Here is a 16,067-nt window from a genome sequence, read left to right on the forward strand (position 1 = left end):
CCCGTCAGCCACTCCAGCCGAGGCGGGGAATCCACAGGTCAGGGATCGCCCCACCTCGCTCCTAATGCGGTGCTCATCCCGGGGTGACGGAACGGAGCCAAGCGGCGAGCGTGGAGAAGTCAGCGTCCACGAGTCCCTTGGCCGGGTTGACGCGATGAAGCAGTGACGGGCCAGGGTGGCTGGCGTCGACCCACAGGCGGTCCATGGCGCTGATCTCGTCGTCGACCCAGATGAACGGCCGGCCGTCGGCCCACTCGACGAGGGGGCGGGTCTTCCAGTGGAGGCCGCGCGGGCCTTCGTCGGCGCTGGGGGGCCACTCCACCACGGGCAGCCTCGGTAGTCCGATGCGTGGGGAGACGACCTCGTTCGCCTCATCCATCCAGGTCGTTGCCCATACGAGACAGCAGCCCAGGGCCGTGAGACGCGATCCGAGCCCAGGCGAGAGCCGCTCCAGCAATGGGTTCCCCTGATTGGGAGACGTAGAGGAGTCGGCGGCAGCTGTCTGTGGGTGACCGGATGACGATCCGAACGGGATGAGTGGGCCGTCGACGTCAAGGAAGAGAAGGGGGCGCTCCATCGTGCTTGTCACGGCGGCACGATAGCCCGGCGTGGCAAGGGGCGGCTCCCTCGTCGCTGGGCCGTATCTGGGCCGTCCGAGGTCGCTCGACAGTGGCCAACGTCGACCAACGACGACCACCAAGCGCACGACCCCACCCCTCCTGAACAGCGAAAACGCAGGTCGCCAAGATCCCCGGCAAGACCCAGGGCAAGAAGAAGTAACCCGACGCGATCAAGCCCCCTGCCTGCGGTTTCTCCGCGGGGAGGGGGCTTGTTGCTTATCCGGGGCCGACGAGAGGTGGTTACGATCTTGGTCGCATCGAGGGAGGGACGTCACCATGGCGATGGGGCTTGCCGGGTTGCCCGGCAGAGAGTGGATGATCCGGGACGCGAAGGGGCGGAAGTACAGCTACGACTCCGAGGAAGAGGCCTTCGGGGAGCTTCACGAGTACGGGGACGGCGCGAGCGTGTGGACGCGCGACGTCTACCGGGTGTTCTTCGTGACCCGGTCCGTCGAGGGCTGGAAGCAGGTTCCCGCTCCGCGCGGTTAGGGGAGGCCGAACGCCCGGGGTTCGTTTCCGCGCGGCTGTGGTGTCCCGGGGCCTGCCGGGACATGCTGTGCGCATGGAGGACGAGCCCCTGGAGCAGTGGGTGGAGCGCCGTGAGGAACGGCAGGCACGCAGGAAGGGCCGGCTCCGTGCCGGCACCCTTGCTTCGGGGCCGCCGCGGGGCGCTCACGTGGATCCGGACGCCCCACGTCTCATCTCGCAATGGGACGGCTATGCATGGCAACCGGTCGCCGTGGTCTCCGGTCTGGCGGAAGCCCGGGCCCTGCTGAACGCGGCCCGGCGCGGCCGGCAGGCCGGGCCCTCGGACGGGGGGAAGCGTGCGGCCCCGCCCCCTTCCGCTGCGGCCGCCGACCGGCGGAAGGCACGGCTGCGGGCGCTGCTGGACGAATAGCCGGCCTCGGTACGCGCACCGCCGCTCAGGAGTATCAGGAGTGGAAGCCCCGGCCGAACTCCTCGGGCCCGAAGCCGAAGTCGTCTGGGCGCTCCCGGCGCAGTTCCTCGTGCCGGACGGCGACCAGGTCGATGGCCTCGTGGATCGAGCAGCCCAGGGTCTCCCGGATGGTCCGCACCGCGAACATGATCCGGTGATCGAGGATGTCGCGGTCCACGCTCGCCGGCAGTGCGGTCACGGTCCCCCCCGAAAGTCGCTGTCCCCGCAGCAGGGTAGGGCGTTCGCACCGAGCGGTGTCGGTGGCCGTCGCTAGCATCGGCGGCAGCCTTCGGGGAGGGAGCCATGGGGTACACCGGCGATTTCGTACTGGCGCGCAGTGACGCGCCGTTGGAGCGGATGCGCGGGTTCGAGGAGTTCGCCGACGACCTGGACGTGTGCCTGCCGCGCCCCGGGGGCTGGCAGACGCTGCAGTTCGGCCGGTCGCTTCCGGACAACGACGACGACCGATGGCTGGAGAGGCTGGTGGCCGCGACCGGTTCGCCCGTCCTGATCGCGAGCGTCTTCGACAGCGACGTCTGCTTTGTACGCGGCCGCACGCCCTCCGGGGCGGTCTGGTCCACCTTCCTCGACCCGGAGATGGCCGCCGACTACGAGATCGCCGGGTCGCCGCCGGCCGTGGACGACGCGCCCCCGGGGGAGAGCGGGAAGGAGCGGAACGTCCGCTGGATGCTCGCGGAGGTGCCGGGGATCGCGGAGGAGATCGCCGGCTGGGCCGCCGAGGCCGGGTTCACCGCGGACCGTGACTCGCTGCGCGAGGTGCTCGCCAAACGGGCGGACCCGTTCGTGGAGGACCTGTTCTTCGAACTGATCGACGCCTGTGGACTGCCACCCGTCCAACCGGAAGGAGAGGATCCCGTGGACACCGACCCCCTCGCGCACCCCGGTCACCGCCCCGATGACGGCAGCCCCCGCGGCGCCGAGCTGGAGAAGGCGGTGCTGAACCTCCCGCGTGACGGGCACCTGGTCATGGAGTGCGCCGCGGACGAGCAGTGTTACGCCCAGGTGTGGCACCGCCCCGACGGCACGTACCAGCTCGAGTACCGGGACCGCGCCCCCGCCGAGCACTACCGGACGCGAACGGTGTCCGCGGAGAAGGTCGTCGCCGCCCTTCAGGGCTGGACGGCGGGCGGGGCCGCCTGGCGGGACGCCTTCCAGTGGGAGTCGATCGGAGCCTGGTTCGCCGATCCTGGGGACCCCTCCCCCCACGCCGTCACGACGGCCGGCGCGTACGACGCCGTCGCCGTCCTCTACGCGGAACTGTTCCGCGACTCGCTCGGCTCGCTCCCGCTGGACCGCGCGCTGATCGCGGCCTTCGCCGACTGCGTGCGGGCGGCCGGCGGGAGGACCGTCGCCGACCTCGGCTGCGGCCCGGGGTACCTCACCGCGCACCTGCGGGACCTGGGGCTGGAGGCCTTCGGCGTCGACCTGTCGCCGGTGATGATCGGCCTCGCCCGCGAGACCCATCCGGAACTGCGCTTCGACGTCGGCTCGATGGACGCCCTGGACGACGTCGCCGACGGCGAGCTGGACGGCATCGTGTCCTGGTACTCCGTCATTCACACGCCGCCGGGCGAACTGCCCCCGTACTTTGACGAGTTCGCCCGGGCCCTGGCCCCGGGCGGCCATCTCCTGCTGGGTTTCTTCGAATCCGGCGGCGGCCCTCTCGAGGCGTTCGACCACAAGGTGACGACGGCCTACCGGTGGCCGATCGACGACCTCGCCGCCCTGGCGGCGGCCGCCGGCTTCACCGAAACCGGCCGCATGCTCCGGGAGCCCGGACCGGACGAGCGCTTCCGCAGGGGCCACCTGCTGATGACCAGGGCCCGGCCGACCGAACCCGGCGTCAGCGCAGCCGCGAGGACGACAGGATCGATGCCAGGTGGGCCACCACCATCAGCCATGTGATCACCGCCAGCGCGGCGAGCGTCCAAGCGGTGGGGGCGGGACTGCCGGTCAGGGTGTCCGCGACGGCCGCGGCGAGGAGGACGAGGGAGGCCTCGATGCCGTTGGTGAGGCGGTGGATCTTGAGGGCGGAGGCGAGCCGGCGGACGGTGGCGACGCCCTCGGAACGGGGCCGGGCCGCCTCGTCGTCGGCGACGGCCAGGCCCCGGCGGGCGCGGGCGACGTCGACGAGGTCGGTGGACGCCTTCAGCAGCACGACGCCCAGGGCCGTCGCGAGGCCGACCGAGGCCCAGTACGCGGACCCGTCGTGGGCCACCCGGAAGCCGGCCCCGGTCAGCAGTGCCGCGTCGGCCAGGTAGGCGCCGAGACGGTCGACGTAGATGCCGGTCGCGCTGTTCTGCCCCTTCCAGCGGGCGACCTCGCCGTCCACGCAGTCGAAGAGCAGGAAGAGCTGGAAGAGCACGGCGGCCAGCACGGCCCCGGTGAGCCCCGGGATGAGAAGGGCGGCGCCCGCGCCGACACCGCACACGACCATCGTCCACGTCAGCATGTCGGGGGAGATCCGGGTCCGCACCAGTTGCCGGGTCATGCGGAGCGAAACGCGCCGCATGTACAGGCGGCCCGCCCAGTGCTCGCCGTTGCGGCTCCGCAGCTTCGCCTGCGGCTGGCAGACCTCGCGCAGCTCCGCCAGTGCCGGGGCAGCAACCATGACGATCTCCTCCCAACTGATCACCGCACACCGTGGTGATCGGCACAGGCTAGGGGACGCCTCCGCCACGCCCGTCGGGGGCCCCGGGACGGCGAGCCGGCACATGGCCGTACGCCGATGAGTTTCCGGCGCCGGGACCGTCCTTACGACGTACGCGCCCATGCGTCAGGAGGAGGCAGCGATGACCACCGACGGATTCACCACGTGCCTGTGGTTCGACGGGAAGGCCGAGGAGGCGGCGAACCACTACGTCTCGATCTTCAAGAACTCCGCGATCGGCACGATCGGCCGCTACACCGAGGCCGGGCCCGGCCCCGCGGGGTCCGTGCTGGCGGTGGAGTTCACGGCCAACGGGCAGAAGTTCGTGGCGCTGAACGGCGGTCCGCACTTCACCTTCAACGAGGCGGTCTCGTTCCAGATCCGCTGCGCCGACCAGGCCGAGGTCGACTACTACTGGGAGAAGCTCACCGACGGCGGTGAGGAGGGCCCCTGCGGGTGGCTGAAGGACCGGTACGGGGTGTCCTGGCAGGTGTTCCCCGAGGTGCTGCTGGAGATGGTCGGGGACGCCGACCCGGAGAAGGCCAGGCGGGCCACGGAGGCGATGCTGTCCATGAAGAAGATGGACCTCGCCGCGCTGCGGCGCGCGTACGACGGCGGGTGACCCGGGGGACACGGCGTCGGGGGCCCGTCCGGAGCGACCGGACGGGCCCCCGAGCGTGAGGAACGCGGGTGGCGTGGCTCGGTGGAGTCAGCAGCTGCCGCCGCAGCGGCAGGGCGCTCCGGACTGGCAGCCGCATCCGCAGCCCGAACCGCAGCCGCATGCTCCGAGCAGCGGCAGCTCACGGATGCCGGGGGACTGCGGGGTCCCCTCGGGGGACGGCTGGTCGCGGGCGGTGGGCGACGTGGGGGACTCGGGCATGGTTACCCTCCTATGCCGTTGGTGACGGCTGCCTGCATGCCTGCCACCAGTGAACGGCATAGCCCACCGGCGCATCAACGGCGCGCGGAAGCGTTCCGCCCCGGGGGCGCACCCGCCCCGCGCGCCGCGTCGTCCCGCGCCGTACGGCCGTTGCGGCCGCTAGTCCGCCGGCATCGGGGTGGGAGGCGGGGACAGCTCGTCCGCGTGCTCGCCCGTGACGAGGTAGACGACGCGCTTGGCGACCGATACCGCGTGGTCGGCGAAGCGCTCGTAGTAGCGGCCGACGAGAGTGACGTCCACGGCCGTCTCGATGCCGTGCTTCCAGCGGTCGTCGAGCAGGTGCTGGAAGAGCGTGCGGTGCAGCTCGTCCATGCGGTCGTCGTCCGCCTCCAGCTGCAGGGCGTCGTCGACGTCCTTGCTGATGATCACCTCGGCGGCCTTGGCCATCAGGCGCTGCGCCAGCTGGCCCATCTCCAGGATCGTGGCGTGCAGGTCGCTCGGGACGGCGGTGTTGGGGAACCGCAGCCGTGCGAGCTTCGCCACATGGCGGGCGAGGTCGCCGGAGCGCTCCAGGTCCGCGCTCATGCGCAGGCTGGTGACGACGATCCGCAGGTCGGTCGCGACGGGCTGCTGGCGGGCGAGCAGGGTGATGGCCCGGTTCTCCAGCTCGCGCTGCAGGTCGTCCACCTTCTCGTCGGCGGCGATCACGCTCTCCGCGAGCTTGAGGTCCGCGTCGAGCAGCGCCGTGGTGGCCCGCCCGATCGCGGAGCCGACCAGCCGGGCCATGTCGACCAGGCCGTCACCGATCGAGTCGAGTTCCTCGTGATATGCGTCGCGCATCGCGATCCTTCCGTTGCCGCTTGAGCCGTTCGAAAAGAGGATTGTCCTCCCACGCTGACACGCTCCCCAACCTCGCGCGCACACGCGTACCGCTCGAGCATCGGGAATGAACCGGTGCTGACACCACGGTGAACTCTTGGCAACGCGCGTTCGAGAAGACGCTCCGACCGCTGTGGGTCACTCATTCCGTCCCCCTAACCTGGGGGTATGGACGTGAACGCGGCAGTCGCCGCAGCCAGTGCGATCGCCGGGCTCTGCACCGGTGTGATCGCTGTGCTCGCGTTCCGCTGGAGCGAGCGGGAACAGGCCCGCCCGACGCGCACATCCCTGCGGCCCGACGCCGCAGCCGTACTACCGCCGGGCGTGGACACGGTGCTGTCCGTGCTGCGCTCGTCGGCCGTCGTCCTCGACGAGGGCGACACGGTGGTCAAGGCAAGCTCGGCGGCGTACGCCCTCGGGCTGGTTCGTGGCGGAAGGCTCGCCGTCGACCAGATGCTGCAGATGGCCCGGGAGACCCGGCGGGACGGCGAGATACGGCAGGTGGAACTGGACCTGCCGCGCCGGGGCGCCGGCCGGGGCGAGGGCCTCGCGGTCTCCGCCCGGGTGGCACCACTGGGCTCGCGCCTGGTGCTGCTCCTGGTCGAGGACCTGACCGACGCCCGGCGCATCGAGGCGGTCCGGCGCGACTTCGTCGCCAACGTGAGCCATGAGCTCAAGACCCCGGTCGGCGCGCTGTCCCTGCTCTCCGAAGCGGTGATGGACGCCAGCGACGACCCCGAGGCCGTCGAGCGCTTCGCGGGCCGGATGCAGATCGAGGCCGCCCGGCTGACCAGCCTGGTCCAGGAGATCATCGACCTCTCCCGGGTCCAGGACGACAACCCCCTCGACGACGCCGAGCCGGTCGCCGTCGACGACCTCGTCGCCGAGGCGGTCGACCGCTGCCGCCACCCGGCGAACGCCAAGCAGATCACCATGGCCACCGGCGGCGCCCCCGAGCTGTACATCTGGGGCAACCGTGGCCAACTCGCGGCCGCGCTCGGCAACCTCGTCGAGAACGCGGTCAACTACAGCCCGGTCCGCACCCGTGTGGGCATCGCGGGCCGCAGGGTTGCCGCACCCAGTGGCGACCTGATCGAGATCTCCGTGACCGACCAGGGGATCGGCATCTCCGAAAAGGACCGGGACCGCGTCTTCGAGCGGTTCTACCGGGTCGACCCGGCGCGCTCGCGCGCCACGGGCGGCACCGGACTCGGTCTGTCCATCGTCAAGCACGTGGCCGCCTCCCACGGCGGGGAGGTCACGGTGTGGAGTGCCGAAGGCCAGGGCTCCACCTTCACCCTGCGGCTGCCCGAAGCCGCGGCGTCCCGGGACGGCCGGGACCGCTCCACCGCCGTGGCGGTGGAGGACGGCGGGCCCGGCTCCGGGTCCTCTTCCGCCCTCTACGAGACGTTCCCCGATCACATCCCCGCCCCGGAGGTCCTCCCGTGACCCGAGTACTCGTCGTCGAGGACGAAGAGTCCTTCAGTGATGCCCTGTCGTACATGCTCCGCAAGGAAGGCTTCGAGGTCGCCATCGCCGCGACCGGGCCCGACGGGCTGGACGAGTTCGAGCGCAACGGCGCCGACCTGGTCCTGCTCGACCTGATGCTGCCGGGCCTGCCCGGCACGGAGGTCTGCCGCCAGCTGCGGCTGAAGTCCAACGTCCCGGTGATCATGGTCACCGCGAAGGACAGCGAGATCGACAAGGTTGTCGGTCTCGAAATAGGAGCGGACGACTACGTCACCAAGCCCTTCTCCTCCCGCGAGCTGGTCGCCCGGATCCGGGCGGTGCTGCGCCGTCGCGGCGAGCCCGAGGAGATCTCGCCGTCCGCGCTGGAGGCCGGCCCGGTCCGCATGGACGTCGACCGGCACGTCGTGACAGTGGGCGGCGGCAAGGTCGACCTGCCGCTCAAGGAGTTCGACCTCCTGGAGATGCTGCTGCGCAACGCGGGCCGCGTCCTCACCCGCATGCAGCTCATCGACCGGGTCTGGGGCGCCGACTACGTCGGCGACACCAAGACCCTCGACGTCCACGTCAAGCGCCTCCGCGCCAAGATCGAACCGGACCCGGGCGCGCCGCGCTACCTGGTGACGGTCCGCGGCCTGGGCTACAAGTTCGAGCCGTAAACCGGCCGCGGCCCGGGACGCCGGACGGGGTCCGGCACAGCGCTGCGAAGCCCGTCAGGCCCCCTGGGGCCGGGCGGTGCGAGGAGCGCACGCGGGATCGGGTTCGAGCCGGACCGGGGTGCGCCGCGCTACCTGGTGACGGTCCGCGGCCTGGGCTACAAGTTCGAGCCGTAAACCGGCCGCGGCCCGGGACGCCGGACGGGGTCCGGCACAGCGCTGCGAAGCCCGTCAGGCCCCCTGGGGCCGGGCGGTGCGAGGAGCGCACGCGGGATCGGGTTCGAACCGGACCCGGGCGCGCCGCGCTACCTGGTGACGGTCCGCGGCCTGGGCTACAAGTTCGAGCCGTAAACCGGTGACCGGGCAGGAAGGGGCCCCGGGGGCGATGTGCTCCCGGGGCCCCTTCGCGTGCCGGGGCGTGCTCAGCCGGCGGGCGACTCGGTGATCGTCTCGGTCTCGGTCGGCGAGGCCGTGGCGCCCTCGGCGGGCGACTCGCCCGGGCTCGCGGACTCCGTGGGCGAGGGCTTCCCGCTCGGCCCGAAGGAGGCGTAGTAGCCGGCGGCGGGCAGCGCGAGGCTCTGCAGGGAGACCTCGCCGGTCTTGCTGAAGTCGAAGACGACGTCCTTGAAGTCGCCGTCGGTCTTGCTCGCGGAGCCGCCCTTGAACAGGGCGGACGGGTTGCCGTCACCGCCGAGCAGCACGGCGCTGTGGCCGGGCAGGGTGATGGGGCCGGACAGATCGGCGTCCAGGGAGCCGACCTTCACGGAGTCCAGGGTCTGCGACTCGTCGCCGTTGTTGAAGATCTTGGCCGTCACCGAGGAGGAACCGTCGGAGGTGGCCTGGGTGAGCACGACGACGTTCTGGACCTCGATGTCGCCGACGCTGGTCGCGGCGTTGTCCGGCCTGACGCGCAGCGTCTCCGCGCTGTTCCCGGCAGCGCAGGCGGCGAGCGGGAAGAGCGAGAGTGCAAGGGCGGCGGCGAGAGCGCCGCGTCGAAGGCTGCTGCTCACGGCGGCGGCATCTCCTTGGGCGGGGTACGGAGGTACGGACGTACGGGACTTACGGGTTACCTGGTGCTGGATTAGGTTACCGAGCCTGTCTCGTGCGCCCGCACCGGGCCACCCCCCGGCGGGCCGGGGCTTCACCCACCCGGGTGTCCGGGAGACGTTCCAGGGGGCCGTCGGGGGCCTTCCACGGGGGCCCGGGCGGAACGGCGCGGGCGCGGCGGAATCCATTACGGGATTCCGCCGAACGATTCCCGCCACACCGGCAAGATCCATTTACCGTTCATCCGCCGGACGGAAATCCGGCGTGGTGCGAAAATGGATCACACGAAGCCCGGGGCGGCCGAACGGAGTAGCGAGAGACCCCCCGCAAGAGAGCGACAAATCGGGATGTTCCTCCCCTTGTCCTGGCCCCCGGAAGGGTGTAACGGCAGCGTTTCTGGGCCCCTCGACACCCACTCCGACCTGCGAATTCCGCCTTCCGCTCCCCTCCCGCAGCACGTTCCGGGCGCACTTGTCAAGCCCCGAGATATGCCCTGACCTGCGAAAACGCCATTCAGAACCAGCCGTTCCCGTGTTACCCTGGATAGCCACGGAAGGGGTACCTGTCACATGACGTTCAAGGTTGGCGACACCGTGGTCTATCCCCATCACGGGGCCGCGCTGATCGAGGCCATCGAAACTCGCCAGATCAAAGGCGTGGACAAGACCTACTTGGTGCTCAAGGTCGCCCAGGGCGACTTGACGGTACGCGTGCCCGCGGACAATGCGGAGTTCGTCGGCGTGCGCGACGTGGTCGGTCAGGAAGGGCTGGACCGGGTCTTCGAGGTGCTGCGCGCACCGTACACCGAGGAGCCCACCAACTGGTCCCGCCGGTACAAGGCGAATCTGGAGAAACTCGCCTCCGGCGATGTCATCAAGGTCGCGGAAGTCGTGCGTGACCTGTGGCGTCGCGAGCGGGAGCGCGGGCTGTCGGCCGGCGAGAAGCGCATGCTCGCCAAGGCCCGCCAGATCCTGGTCAGTGAGCTCGCGCTCGCGGAGAACACCAACGAGGACAAGGCCGAGACCCTCCTCGACGAGGTCCTCGCGTCCTGACGCGGATTTCCGCCGTGGTGCCCGGTGCGTTCCCTACGCCGGGCACTGCGGCATGCCGGGGTGCCCTCACGGTGGCCTGGCACTTCGACGACGCCGAGGATCCCCCTCGTCTTCGTTCGCGCGTCGCTTCCCCCTGCATACTGGGTGCCGGGCCCGGGCAGCTGGCCCTGTCGGTGTCACGGAAGGGTCCGACAGGGGCTTCGCGCCCGGCACGTTGAGGCGATACCCATTTCGGCCAAGGACACAAACCTGACTACCGCGGCAGTCATTCCCGCCGCCGGACGTGGAGTCCGGCTCGGCCCCGGTGCGCCCAAGGCGCTGCGCACCCTGGGCGGCGTCCCCATCCTCGTGCACGCCGTGCGTGCCATGACCCGCGCCCGCGCGGTGTCACTGGTCGTCGTCGTGGCGCCCCCGGACGGGGTCGCCGAGGTCAGGGCGCTGCTCGACAGCAACGGCCTGCCCGAGGCCAAGGACATAAGGGTCGTCGCCGGCGGCGAGAGCCGGCAGGACTCGGTACGGCTGGGCCTGGCCGCGCTGCCGGACGAGGTCGAGGTGGTGCTCGTCCACGACGCCGCCCGCCCGCTGGTGCCGGTCGACATGGTCGACGCCGTCGCCGCCGCCGTGCGGGACGGTGCCTCGGCCGTCGTGCCGGGGCTGCCGCTGGCCGACACGGTCAAGGAGATCGACCCGGCGACCGACGCCGTCGTCGGCACCCCGGACCGCTCGCTGCTGCGCGCCGTCCAGACCCCCCAGGGCTTCGACCGGGCGACGCTGCTCAAGGCGCACACCACGGTCACCGGGCCGGTCACGGACGACGCGAGCATGGTCGAGCGGCTCGGCGTCCCGGTGCTGGTCGTGCCGGGGCACGAGGAGGCCTTCAAGGTCACCCGCCCGCTGGACCTGGTCCTCGCCGAGGCCGTCCTCGCCCGCAGGAGGGCCACCGATGACTACTGAGCCGACGGGCACCGCCCCGGCCCCCCACGTCCCCGTGCTGCCCCAGGTGGGCATCGGCACCGACATCCACGCCTTCGAGGCGGGCCGCGAACTGTGGGTCGCCGGTCTGCTGTGGGAGGGCGAGGGGGACGGCCTGGCCGGGCACTCCGACGCCGACGTCGTCGCGCACGCCGCCTGCAACGCGCTGTTCTCCGCCGCCGGCATGGGCGACCTGGGCGCGCACTTCGGCACCGGGCGCCCTGAGTGGTCGGGCGCACCCGGTGTGACCTTGCTCACGGAGGCCGCCCGGATCGTCCGCGAGGCGGGCTACGACATCGGCAACGTGGCCGTCCAGGTCATCGGTCCCCGCCCCAAGATCGGCAAGCGCCGCGACGAGGCCCAGAAGATCCTGTCCGCGGCGGTGGGCGCCCCCGTGGCGGTCTCCGGCGCGACGACCGACGGTCTGGGCTTCACCGGGCGCGGTGAGGGGCTGGCGGCCGTGGCGACCGCGCTGGTGGTCCGCCGCGCGAAGTAACCGGCGGTACGAGGGAGTTGACCCGGCGCCCGCAGGGCCGTGCCGTCCGCCGTACGGGTGAAGCGCCCGCCAGCCGAACGCTCCTGCGGCCGGTGCGACGGCCGCCGCGAGCGTCACAACACCATGAAGCTCCCGTGGATCGGACGGCGCACGCACCCGGGACCACTACCCTTGATGCGTGACTATTCGCCTGTACGACACCGACGCGCGCCAGGTCCGTGACTTCACCCCGCTCCGGCCGGGCTGCGTCTCGATCTACCTGTGCGGCGCGACCGTGCAGGCAGCCCCGCACATCGGGCACATCCGGTCCGGACTGAACTTCGACATCATGCGCCGCTGGTTCGCCTACCGCGGCTACGACGTCACGTTCGTCCGCAACGTCACCGACATCGACGACAAGATCATCGCCAAGTCCGGCGAGCAGGGCCGCCCCTGGTGGGCGATCGGTTACGAGAACGAGCGGGCCTTCAACGACGGTTACGACGCGCTCGGCTGCCTGCCGCCCACGTACGAGCCGCGCGCGACCGGCCACGTGCCCGAGATGATCGAGATGATGCGCGGTCTCATCGAGCGCGGCCACGCCTACGAGTCCGAGGGCAACGTCTACTTCGACGTCCGCTCCTTCCCGGACTACCTGGAGCTGTCCAACCAGGAGCTCGACAACCTGCGCCAGCCGGAGAGCGAGGGCGAGACCGGCAAGCGGGACGCCCGCGACTTCGCGATGTGGAAGGCCGTCAAGCCCGGCGAGCCGTCCTGGGAGACCCCGTGGGGCCGTGGCCGTCCCGGCTGGCACCTGGAGTGCTCCGCGATGGCCCACAAGTACCTGGGCACCGCCTTCGACATCCACGGCGGCGGCATCGACCTGATCTTCCCGCACCACGAGAACGAGATCGCCCAGGCCAAGGCCTACGGCGACGACTTCGCGCAGTACTGGGTGCACAACGCCTGGGTCACGATGAGCGGCGAGAAGATGAGCAAGTCGCTCGGCAACTCGGTGCTCGTGAGCGAGATGACCAAGCGCTGGCGGCCCATCGTGCTGCGCTACTACCTCGGCACCCCGCACTACCGCTCGATGATCGAGTACAGCGAGGAGTCGCTGCGCGAGGCCGAGTCGGCGTTCGCGCGGATCGAGGGCTTCGTGCAGCGGGTCGTCGAGATGGCGGGCCCGGTCGAGCCGGCCGCCGAGGTGCCGCCGGCCTTCGCCGAGGCGATGGACGACGACATGGGCGTCCCGCAGGCGCTGGCGATCGTCCACACCACCGTCCGGCAGGGCAACTCGGCGCTCACCGCGGACGACAAGGAGAGCGCCGTCGCCCGCCTCGCCGAGGTGCGCGCGATGCTCGGCGTCCTGGGCCTGGACCCGCTGGACGCGCACTGGTCCGGCGACGGCCGCGGGGAGGACCTGCACGGGGTCGTGGACTCCCTCGTCCGGCTGGTGCTGGAGCAGCGGGAGTCGGCCCGCGGGCGCAAGGACTACGCGACCGCCGACGCCATCCGCGACCGGCTCCAGCAGTCCGGGCTGGAGATCGAGGACACCCCCTCCGGGCCGCGCTGGACGCTCGGCTCCCGGTAGCCGGGCGTCCGCGTCATCATTGACACGTACGTACGTTCACGCAGTAGCAGCAACAGCAGCAGGAAACAGGTGACCCATGGCCGGCAACAGCCAGCGCAGGAACCGCCGCACGTCCAACAAGAAGGGCGCCACGGTCGGTAGCGGCGGGCAGCGGCGCAGGGGTCTGGAGGGCAAGGGCCCCACCCCGCCCGCGGAGGCGCGCAAGGGGCACGCCAAGCAGCGTGCCGCGAACGCCAAGGTGAAGCGCGCCGCGTCCACGCAGTCGCGCCGCCCGTCCGGCCGGGGCTCCAAGTCCACCTCGGAGCTGGTGGCCGGGCGCAACCCGGTGGTGGAGGCGCTGCGCGCCGACATCCCGGCCTCGGCGGTCTACGTCCAGCAGTTCATCGACAACGACGAGCGCGTGCGCGAGGCGATCAAGCTCGCCACCGACCGGGGCATCCCGCTGATGGAGGCGCCGCGCCCGGAGCTCGACCGCATCACCAACGGGCTCAACCACCAGGGCCTGGTCCTGCAGATCCCGCCGTACGAGTACGCCCACCCCGAGGACCTCGCCGCCGAGGCTTTCGACGCGGGCGAGGACCCGCTGATCGTCGCGCTGGACGGGGTCACCGACCCGCGCAACCTCGGCGCCGTCGTCCGCTCCGTCGCCGCCTTCGGCGGCCACGGGGTCGTCGTGCCCGAGCGCCGCGCCGCCGGGATGACCGCGGGCGCCTGGAAGACCTCGGCCGGCACCGCCGCGCGCGTCTCGGTCGCCCGCGCCACCAACCTCACCCGCACGCTCGAGGCCTACCAGAAGGCGGGTCTCACGGTCGTCGGCCTGACCGCCGACGGCGAGACCGAGTTGCAGGACCTCGAGGCGCTGGCCGGGCCGGTCGTCGTCGTCGCGGGTTCGGAGGGCAAGGGCCTGTCGCGGCTCGTCGGGGAGACCTGCGACCTGCGGGTGCGCATCCCGATGCCGGGTGGCGCCGAGTCGCTGAACGCGGGCGTCGCCGCGGGCATCGTGCTCTACGAGGCGGCGCGCCGCCGGGCCTGAACCCGGACGCGCCCCCGTGCGCGCCCCGGCGACAACCCCTGATTGACGGGCCTCGGACACAACGGGGCCCGTCACACAGTGTCCTTATCGGGTGTCACTCGGTTAGATGAGTGTGGACACCAGAACACCCCGCACTCCTCCGGGGGGACGGTCGTCGGCGGTCACCGACGAGCCTGTGCTCAACATGCATAAGGTCTCCTCCGACCCGGCCCAGGTCATCGTCAATCACGCGAGCTTCCGCGTGCAGCTCGGCACGGCGTCGGGCCGTGCCCTGACGAGGACCCAGCGCGTCCCCGTCATTCCGACCTCCGTCCGCCCCTCCGCGGCCGCACAGCGGCGCGGTGCGCCCCTGGTGTGGTCCGGGCGCAGCGAACCCGGCGACGCCGCTGCCGGCCACCTGCTCGCCGCGGTGCGCCACGGTCAGGTGGACGGCCCCGACCTCGGCGCCGCGACGCAGGTGCTGCCGCGGATCGAGGAGCCGCCGCAGCCCGTCGTCGGCCCGCCGCGCCGGCCGCCGGCGCCCGGCGAGATGCTCGGCGGCATCCGCCCCGCGCGCGGCGCCTACGACGACTACCTCGACCCCGAGGACACCAGCGAGTTCGCGTACGCCGCGCCGCCCGCCGGCCCCGTCGACGAGGACCCCGACTTCGATCCGTACGCGGATCCCGACGAGGAGTACGGCCGCGCCCGCAACCGCGAACGCGCCGAACCCATCCGGCACGCCTACTACCCCGGCCGCCGGATGAACCTCGGCATCGTGCTGCTGCCGCTGCGCATCTTCCTGGGCTTCATCTCCATCTACGCCGGCATGGGCAAGCTCTGCGACCCCGTGTACTTCGACGGCGGCAAGCGCGGCTCGATGGTGACCTGGCTCGGCTCGCTCCACCCGTGGGGGCTGGCCGAGCCGCTGCGCGACCTCGCCCTCGCGCACCCCATCGGCGCCGGACTCACGGTGGCCTTCCTGCAGGTGATCGCCGGTGTGCTCACGGTCTTCGGGCTCTGGCAGCGGTTCGCGGCGTCGATCGGCGCCCTGCTGTCGGCGGCGCTGCTGGTGACGGTGAGCTGGCGGACCGTCCCGGCGTACGACACGCCCGACATCATCCTGCTCGCCGCCTGGAGCCCGCTGGTCATCGCTGGGGCGCCGGTCTACTCCGCCGACGGCCGGCTGGCGAGCGAGGCCTGGCGCAAGCTCGGCCCGCGCGCCCCGCTGGGGGAGTTGCGGAGCCGGGTGCTGCGGCGCGGCGCGGTGCTGGCCACGGTGCTGGTCGGGATCTCGCTCGTGGTCGGTGCCACCCTCGGCACCGCCGTACGGTCCACCAGCCCGCGCTCGCAGCTCCCCGCCCCGACCGACGTCCCGACCAACAACCTCGAGGGCTCCCCGCTGCCCGAGGTACCCGGGGAGAAGTCGTCCCGGCCCTCCACGGCCCCCTCGGCGGGCCGCTCCGGCGGTCCCTCGTCCTCCCCGTCCGCCTCGCCGTCGGCGCGGGGGGCGGCGTCCTCGGCCCCGAACGCCACGCAGTCGCGTCCCGGGTCGTCCTCGGCCAACACCGGCAGTGGCGGCGGCACCGGCGGCGGGCCCGCGCAGACCGCGCCGTCCGTCCCGTCCCGCCCCACGGTGCCCAGCAACCCGCCCACGCAGGGCGGCGGCAACGGCACCGGCGGCACCGGCGGCGGTTCCTCCGACAGCGGCGGCGCGCTCGGCGGGCTGCTGGGCAGCGGCGAGACCTCGGGCTGGCTGCTCGGGGCCCCGGCCCGGCACGGCTCGGGCAAGGTCGCGTAACGCC

At 71.9% G+C, this 16,067-nt stretch carries 18 protein-coding genes; 12 read left to right on the top strand and 6 right to left on the bottom strand.

The features are described from left to right. Window positions 1-73: 73 nt before the first annotated feature. Window positions 74-589 (bottom strand): HAD domain-containing protein, encoded by a 516-nt coding sequence (locus AC1VWI_RS24540; RefSeq protein ID WP_499513177.1) that lies wholly within the window; start codon window positions 587-589, stop codon window positions 74-76. A 307-nt stretch (window positions 590-896) separates the two neighbouring features. Between AC1VWI_RS24540 and AC1VWI_RS24545 the strand changes: the two genes are divergently transcribed. Both AC1VWI_RS24545 and AC1VWI_RS24550 read left to right on the top strand, forming a co-directional pair. Then, window positions 897-1,109 carry a hypothetical protein gene (locus AC1VWI_RS24545; protein WP_499513178.1) on the top strand — a complete coding sequence of 71 codons (213 nt, stop codon included), beginning with the start codon at window positions 897-899 and terminating at the stop codon, window positions 1,107-1,109. Window positions 1,110-1,182: 73 nt separating this feature from the next. Next, entirely contained in the window at window positions 1,183-1,518 is a 336-nt protein-coding gene (locus tag AC1VWI_RS24550; protein WP_499513179.1) for a DUF6087 family protein, read from the top strand. A gap of 34 nt (window positions 1,519-1,552) precedes the next feature. Here AC1VWI_RS24550 and AC1VWI_RS24555 read toward each other — a convergent pair whose 3' ends face one another. Beyond that, window positions 1,553-1,756, bottom strand: coding sequence for a hypothetical protein (locus AC1VWI_RS24555; protein WP_499513180.1), 204 nt, complete (start codon window positions 1,754-1,756; stop codon window positions 1,553-1,555). A 986-nt stretch (window positions 1,757-2,742) separates the two neighbouring features. On the opposite strand from AC1VWI_RS24555, the gene AC1VWI_RS24560 reads away from it, so the two are divergent. After that, a complete protein-coding gene (locus AC1VWI_RS24560; protein ID WP_499516899.1) occupies window positions 2,743-3,483 on the top strand; it encodes a class I SAM-dependent methyltransferase in 741 nt (246 codons plus the stop codon). Here the strand turns inward: AC1VWI_RS24560 and AC1VWI_RS24565 are convergent. Next, window positions 3,422-4,189: a CDP-alcohol phosphatidyltransferase family protein gene (locus AC1VWI_RS24565; RefSeq protein WP_499513181.1), complete on the bottom strand. Its 768-nt coding sequence runs from the start codon at window positions 4,187-4,189 to the stop codon at window positions 3,422-3,424. The genes AC1VWI_RS24560 and AC1VWI_RS24565 overlap by 62 nt on opposite strands. A gap of 181 nt (window positions 4,190-4,370) precedes the next feature. Here AC1VWI_RS24565 and AC1VWI_RS24570 point away from each other — a divergent pair, with 181 nt between their 5' ends. Then, complete coding sequence (locus AC1VWI_RS24570; protein ID WP_499513182.1) at window positions 4,371-4,850, top strand: VOC family protein; 480 nt, start codon at window positions 4,371-4,373, stop codon at window positions 4,848-4,850. 87 nt (window positions 4,851-4,937) lie between these two features. On the opposite strand, the gene AC1VWI_RS24575 is transcribed toward AC1VWI_RS24570, so the two are convergent. Both AC1VWI_RS24575 and phoU read right to left on the bottom strand, forming a co-directional pair. Continuing rightward, complete coding sequence (locus AC1VWI_RS24575) at window positions 4,938-5,108, bottom strand: hypothetical protein (RefSeq protein WP_158689751.1); 171 nt, start codon at window positions 5,106-5,108, stop codon at window positions 4,938-4,940. Between the two features lie 159 nt (window positions 5,109-5,267). Further along, window positions 5,268-5,948 (bottom strand): phosphate signaling complex protein PhoU, encoded by a 681-nt coding sequence (phoU, locus tag AC1VWI_RS24580; RefSeq protein ID WP_499513183.1) that lies wholly within the window; start codon window positions 5,946-5,948, stop codon window positions 5,268-5,270. A 207-nt stretch (window positions 5,949-6,155) separates the two neighbouring features. On the opposite strand from phoU, the gene phoR reads away from it, so the two are divergent. After that, a complete protein-coding gene (gene phoR, locus AC1VWI_RS24585; RefSeq protein ID WP_499513184.1) occupies window positions 6,156-7,436 on the top strand; it encodes a two-component system sensor histidine kinase PhoR in 1,281 nt (426 codons plus the stop codon). Next, complete coding sequence (gene phoP, locus AC1VWI_RS24590; protein WP_475986601.1) at window positions 7,433-8,113, top strand: two-component system response regulator PhoP; 681 nt, start codon at window positions 7,433-7,435, stop codon at window positions 8,111-8,113. The genes phoR and phoP overlap by 4 nt, the downstream gene beginning before the upstream one ends. A 419-nt stretch (window positions 8,114-8,532) precedes the next feature. On the opposite strand, the gene AC1VWI_RS24595 is transcribed toward phoP, so the two are convergent. Then, window positions 8,533-9,120, bottom strand: coding sequence for a DUF461 domain-containing protein (locus tag AC1VWI_RS24595; protein ID WP_499513185.1), 588 nt, complete (start codon window positions 9,118-9,120; stop codon window positions 8,533-8,535). A 606-nt stretch (window positions 9,121-9,726) separates the two neighbouring features. Between AC1VWI_RS24595 and AC1VWI_RS24600 the strand changes: the two genes are divergently transcribed. The 6 genes from AC1VWI_RS24600 (at window position 9,727) to AC1VWI_RS24625 (ending at window position 16,063) form a co-directional block, all read left to right on the top strand. Continuing rightward, window positions 9,727-10,209 carry a CarD family transcriptional regulator gene (locus tag AC1VWI_RS24600; protein WP_018559600.1) on the top strand — a complete coding sequence of 161 codons (483 nt, stop codon included), beginning with the start codon at window positions 9,727-9,729 and terminating at the stop codon, window positions 10,207-10,209. Between the two features lie 228 nt (window positions 10,210-10,437). Next, window positions 10,438-11,163 (top strand): 2-C-methyl-D-erythritol 4-phosphate cytidylyltransferase, encoded by a 726-nt coding sequence (gene ispD / locus AC1VWI_RS24605; RefSeq protein WP_499516900.1) that lies wholly within the window; start codon window positions 10,438-10,440, stop codon window positions 11,161-11,163. Then, on the top strand, window positions 11,153-11,677 hold the full coding sequence (ispF, locus tag AC1VWI_RS24610; protein ID WP_499513186.1) for a 2-C-methyl-D-erythritol 2,4-cyclodiphosphate synthase: 525 nt from the start codon (window positions 11,153-11,155) through the stop codon (window positions 11,675-11,677). The genes ispD and ispF overlap by 11 nt, the downstream gene beginning before the upstream one ends. Before the next feature lie 178 nt (window positions 11,678-11,855). After that, window positions 11,856-13,250 (top strand): cysteine--tRNA ligase, encoded by a 1,395-nt coding sequence (gene cysS, locus AC1VWI_RS24615; protein WP_499513187.1) that lies wholly within the window; start codon window positions 11,856-11,858, stop codon window positions 13,248-13,250. Between the two features lie 76 nt (window positions 13,251-13,326). Continuing rightward, window positions 13,327-14,283 carry a 23S rRNA (guanosine(2251)-2'-O)-methyltransferase RlmB gene (gene rlmB / locus AC1VWI_RS24620; RefSeq protein WP_499513188.1) on the top strand — a complete coding sequence of 319 codons (957 nt, stop codon included), beginning with the start codon at window positions 13,327-13,329 and terminating at the stop codon, window positions 14,281-14,283. Between the two features lie 106 nt (window positions 14,284-14,389). Further along, window positions 14,390-16,063 carry a DoxX family protein gene (locus AC1VWI_RS24625; RefSeq protein WP_499513189.1) on the top strand — a complete coding sequence of 558 codons (1,674 nt, stop codon included), beginning with the start codon at window positions 14,390-14,392 and terminating at the stop codon, window positions 16,061-16,063. The last annotated feature ends 4 nt before the right edge of the window (window positions 16,064-16,067 follow it).

This window comes from Streptomyces sp. TOM-9, from assembly GCF_056858595.1.

Excerpts from the sequence above, each read along its gene's own strand:
- AC1VWI_RS24545 (WP_499513178.1), top strand. The coding sequence starts at position 897 with ATGGCGATGGGGCTTGCCGGGTTGCCCGGCAGAGAGTGGATGATCCGG.
- AC1VWI_RS24550 (WP_499513179.1), top strand. The coding sequence starts at position 1,183 with ATGGAGGACGAGCCCCTGGAGCAGTGGGTGGAGCGCCGTGAGGAACGG.
- AC1VWI_RS24565 (WP_499513181.1), bottom strand. The coding sequence starts at position 4,189 with ATGGTTGCTGCCCCGGCACTGGCGGAGCTGCGCGAGGTCTGCCAGCCG.
- AC1VWI_RS24570 (WP_499513182.1), top strand. The coding sequence starts at position 4,371 with ATGACCACCGACGGATTCACCACGTGCCTGTGGTTCGACGGGAAGGCC.
- AC1VWI_RS24575 (WP_158689751.1), bottom strand. The coding sequence starts at position 5,108 with ATGCCCGAGTCCCCCACGTCGCCCACCGCCCGCGACCAGCCGTCCCCC.
- phoU (WP_499513183.1), bottom strand. The coding sequence starts at position 5,948 with ATGCGCGACGCATATCACGAGGAACTCGACTCGATCGGTGACGGCCTG.
- phoR (WP_499513184.1), top strand. The coding sequence starts at position 6,156 with ATGGACGTGAACGCGGCAGTCGCCGCAGCCAGTGCGATCGCCGGGCTC.
- AC1VWI_RS24600 (WP_018559600.1), top strand. The coding sequence starts at position 9,727 with ATGACGTTCAAGGTTGGCGACACCGTGGTCTATCCCCATCACGGGGCC.
- ispF (WP_499513186.1), top strand. The coding sequence starts at position 11,153 with ATGACTACTGAGCCGACGGGCACCGCCCCGGCCCCCCACGTCCCCGTG.
- rlmB (WP_499513188.1), top strand. The coding sequence starts at position 13,327 with ATGGCCGGCAACAGCCAGCGCAGGAACCGCCGCACGTCCAACAAGAAG.
- AC1VWI_RS24625 (WP_499513189.1), top strand. The coding sequence starts at position 14,390 with ATGAGTGTGGACACCAGAACACCCCGCACTCCTCCGGGGGGACGGTCG.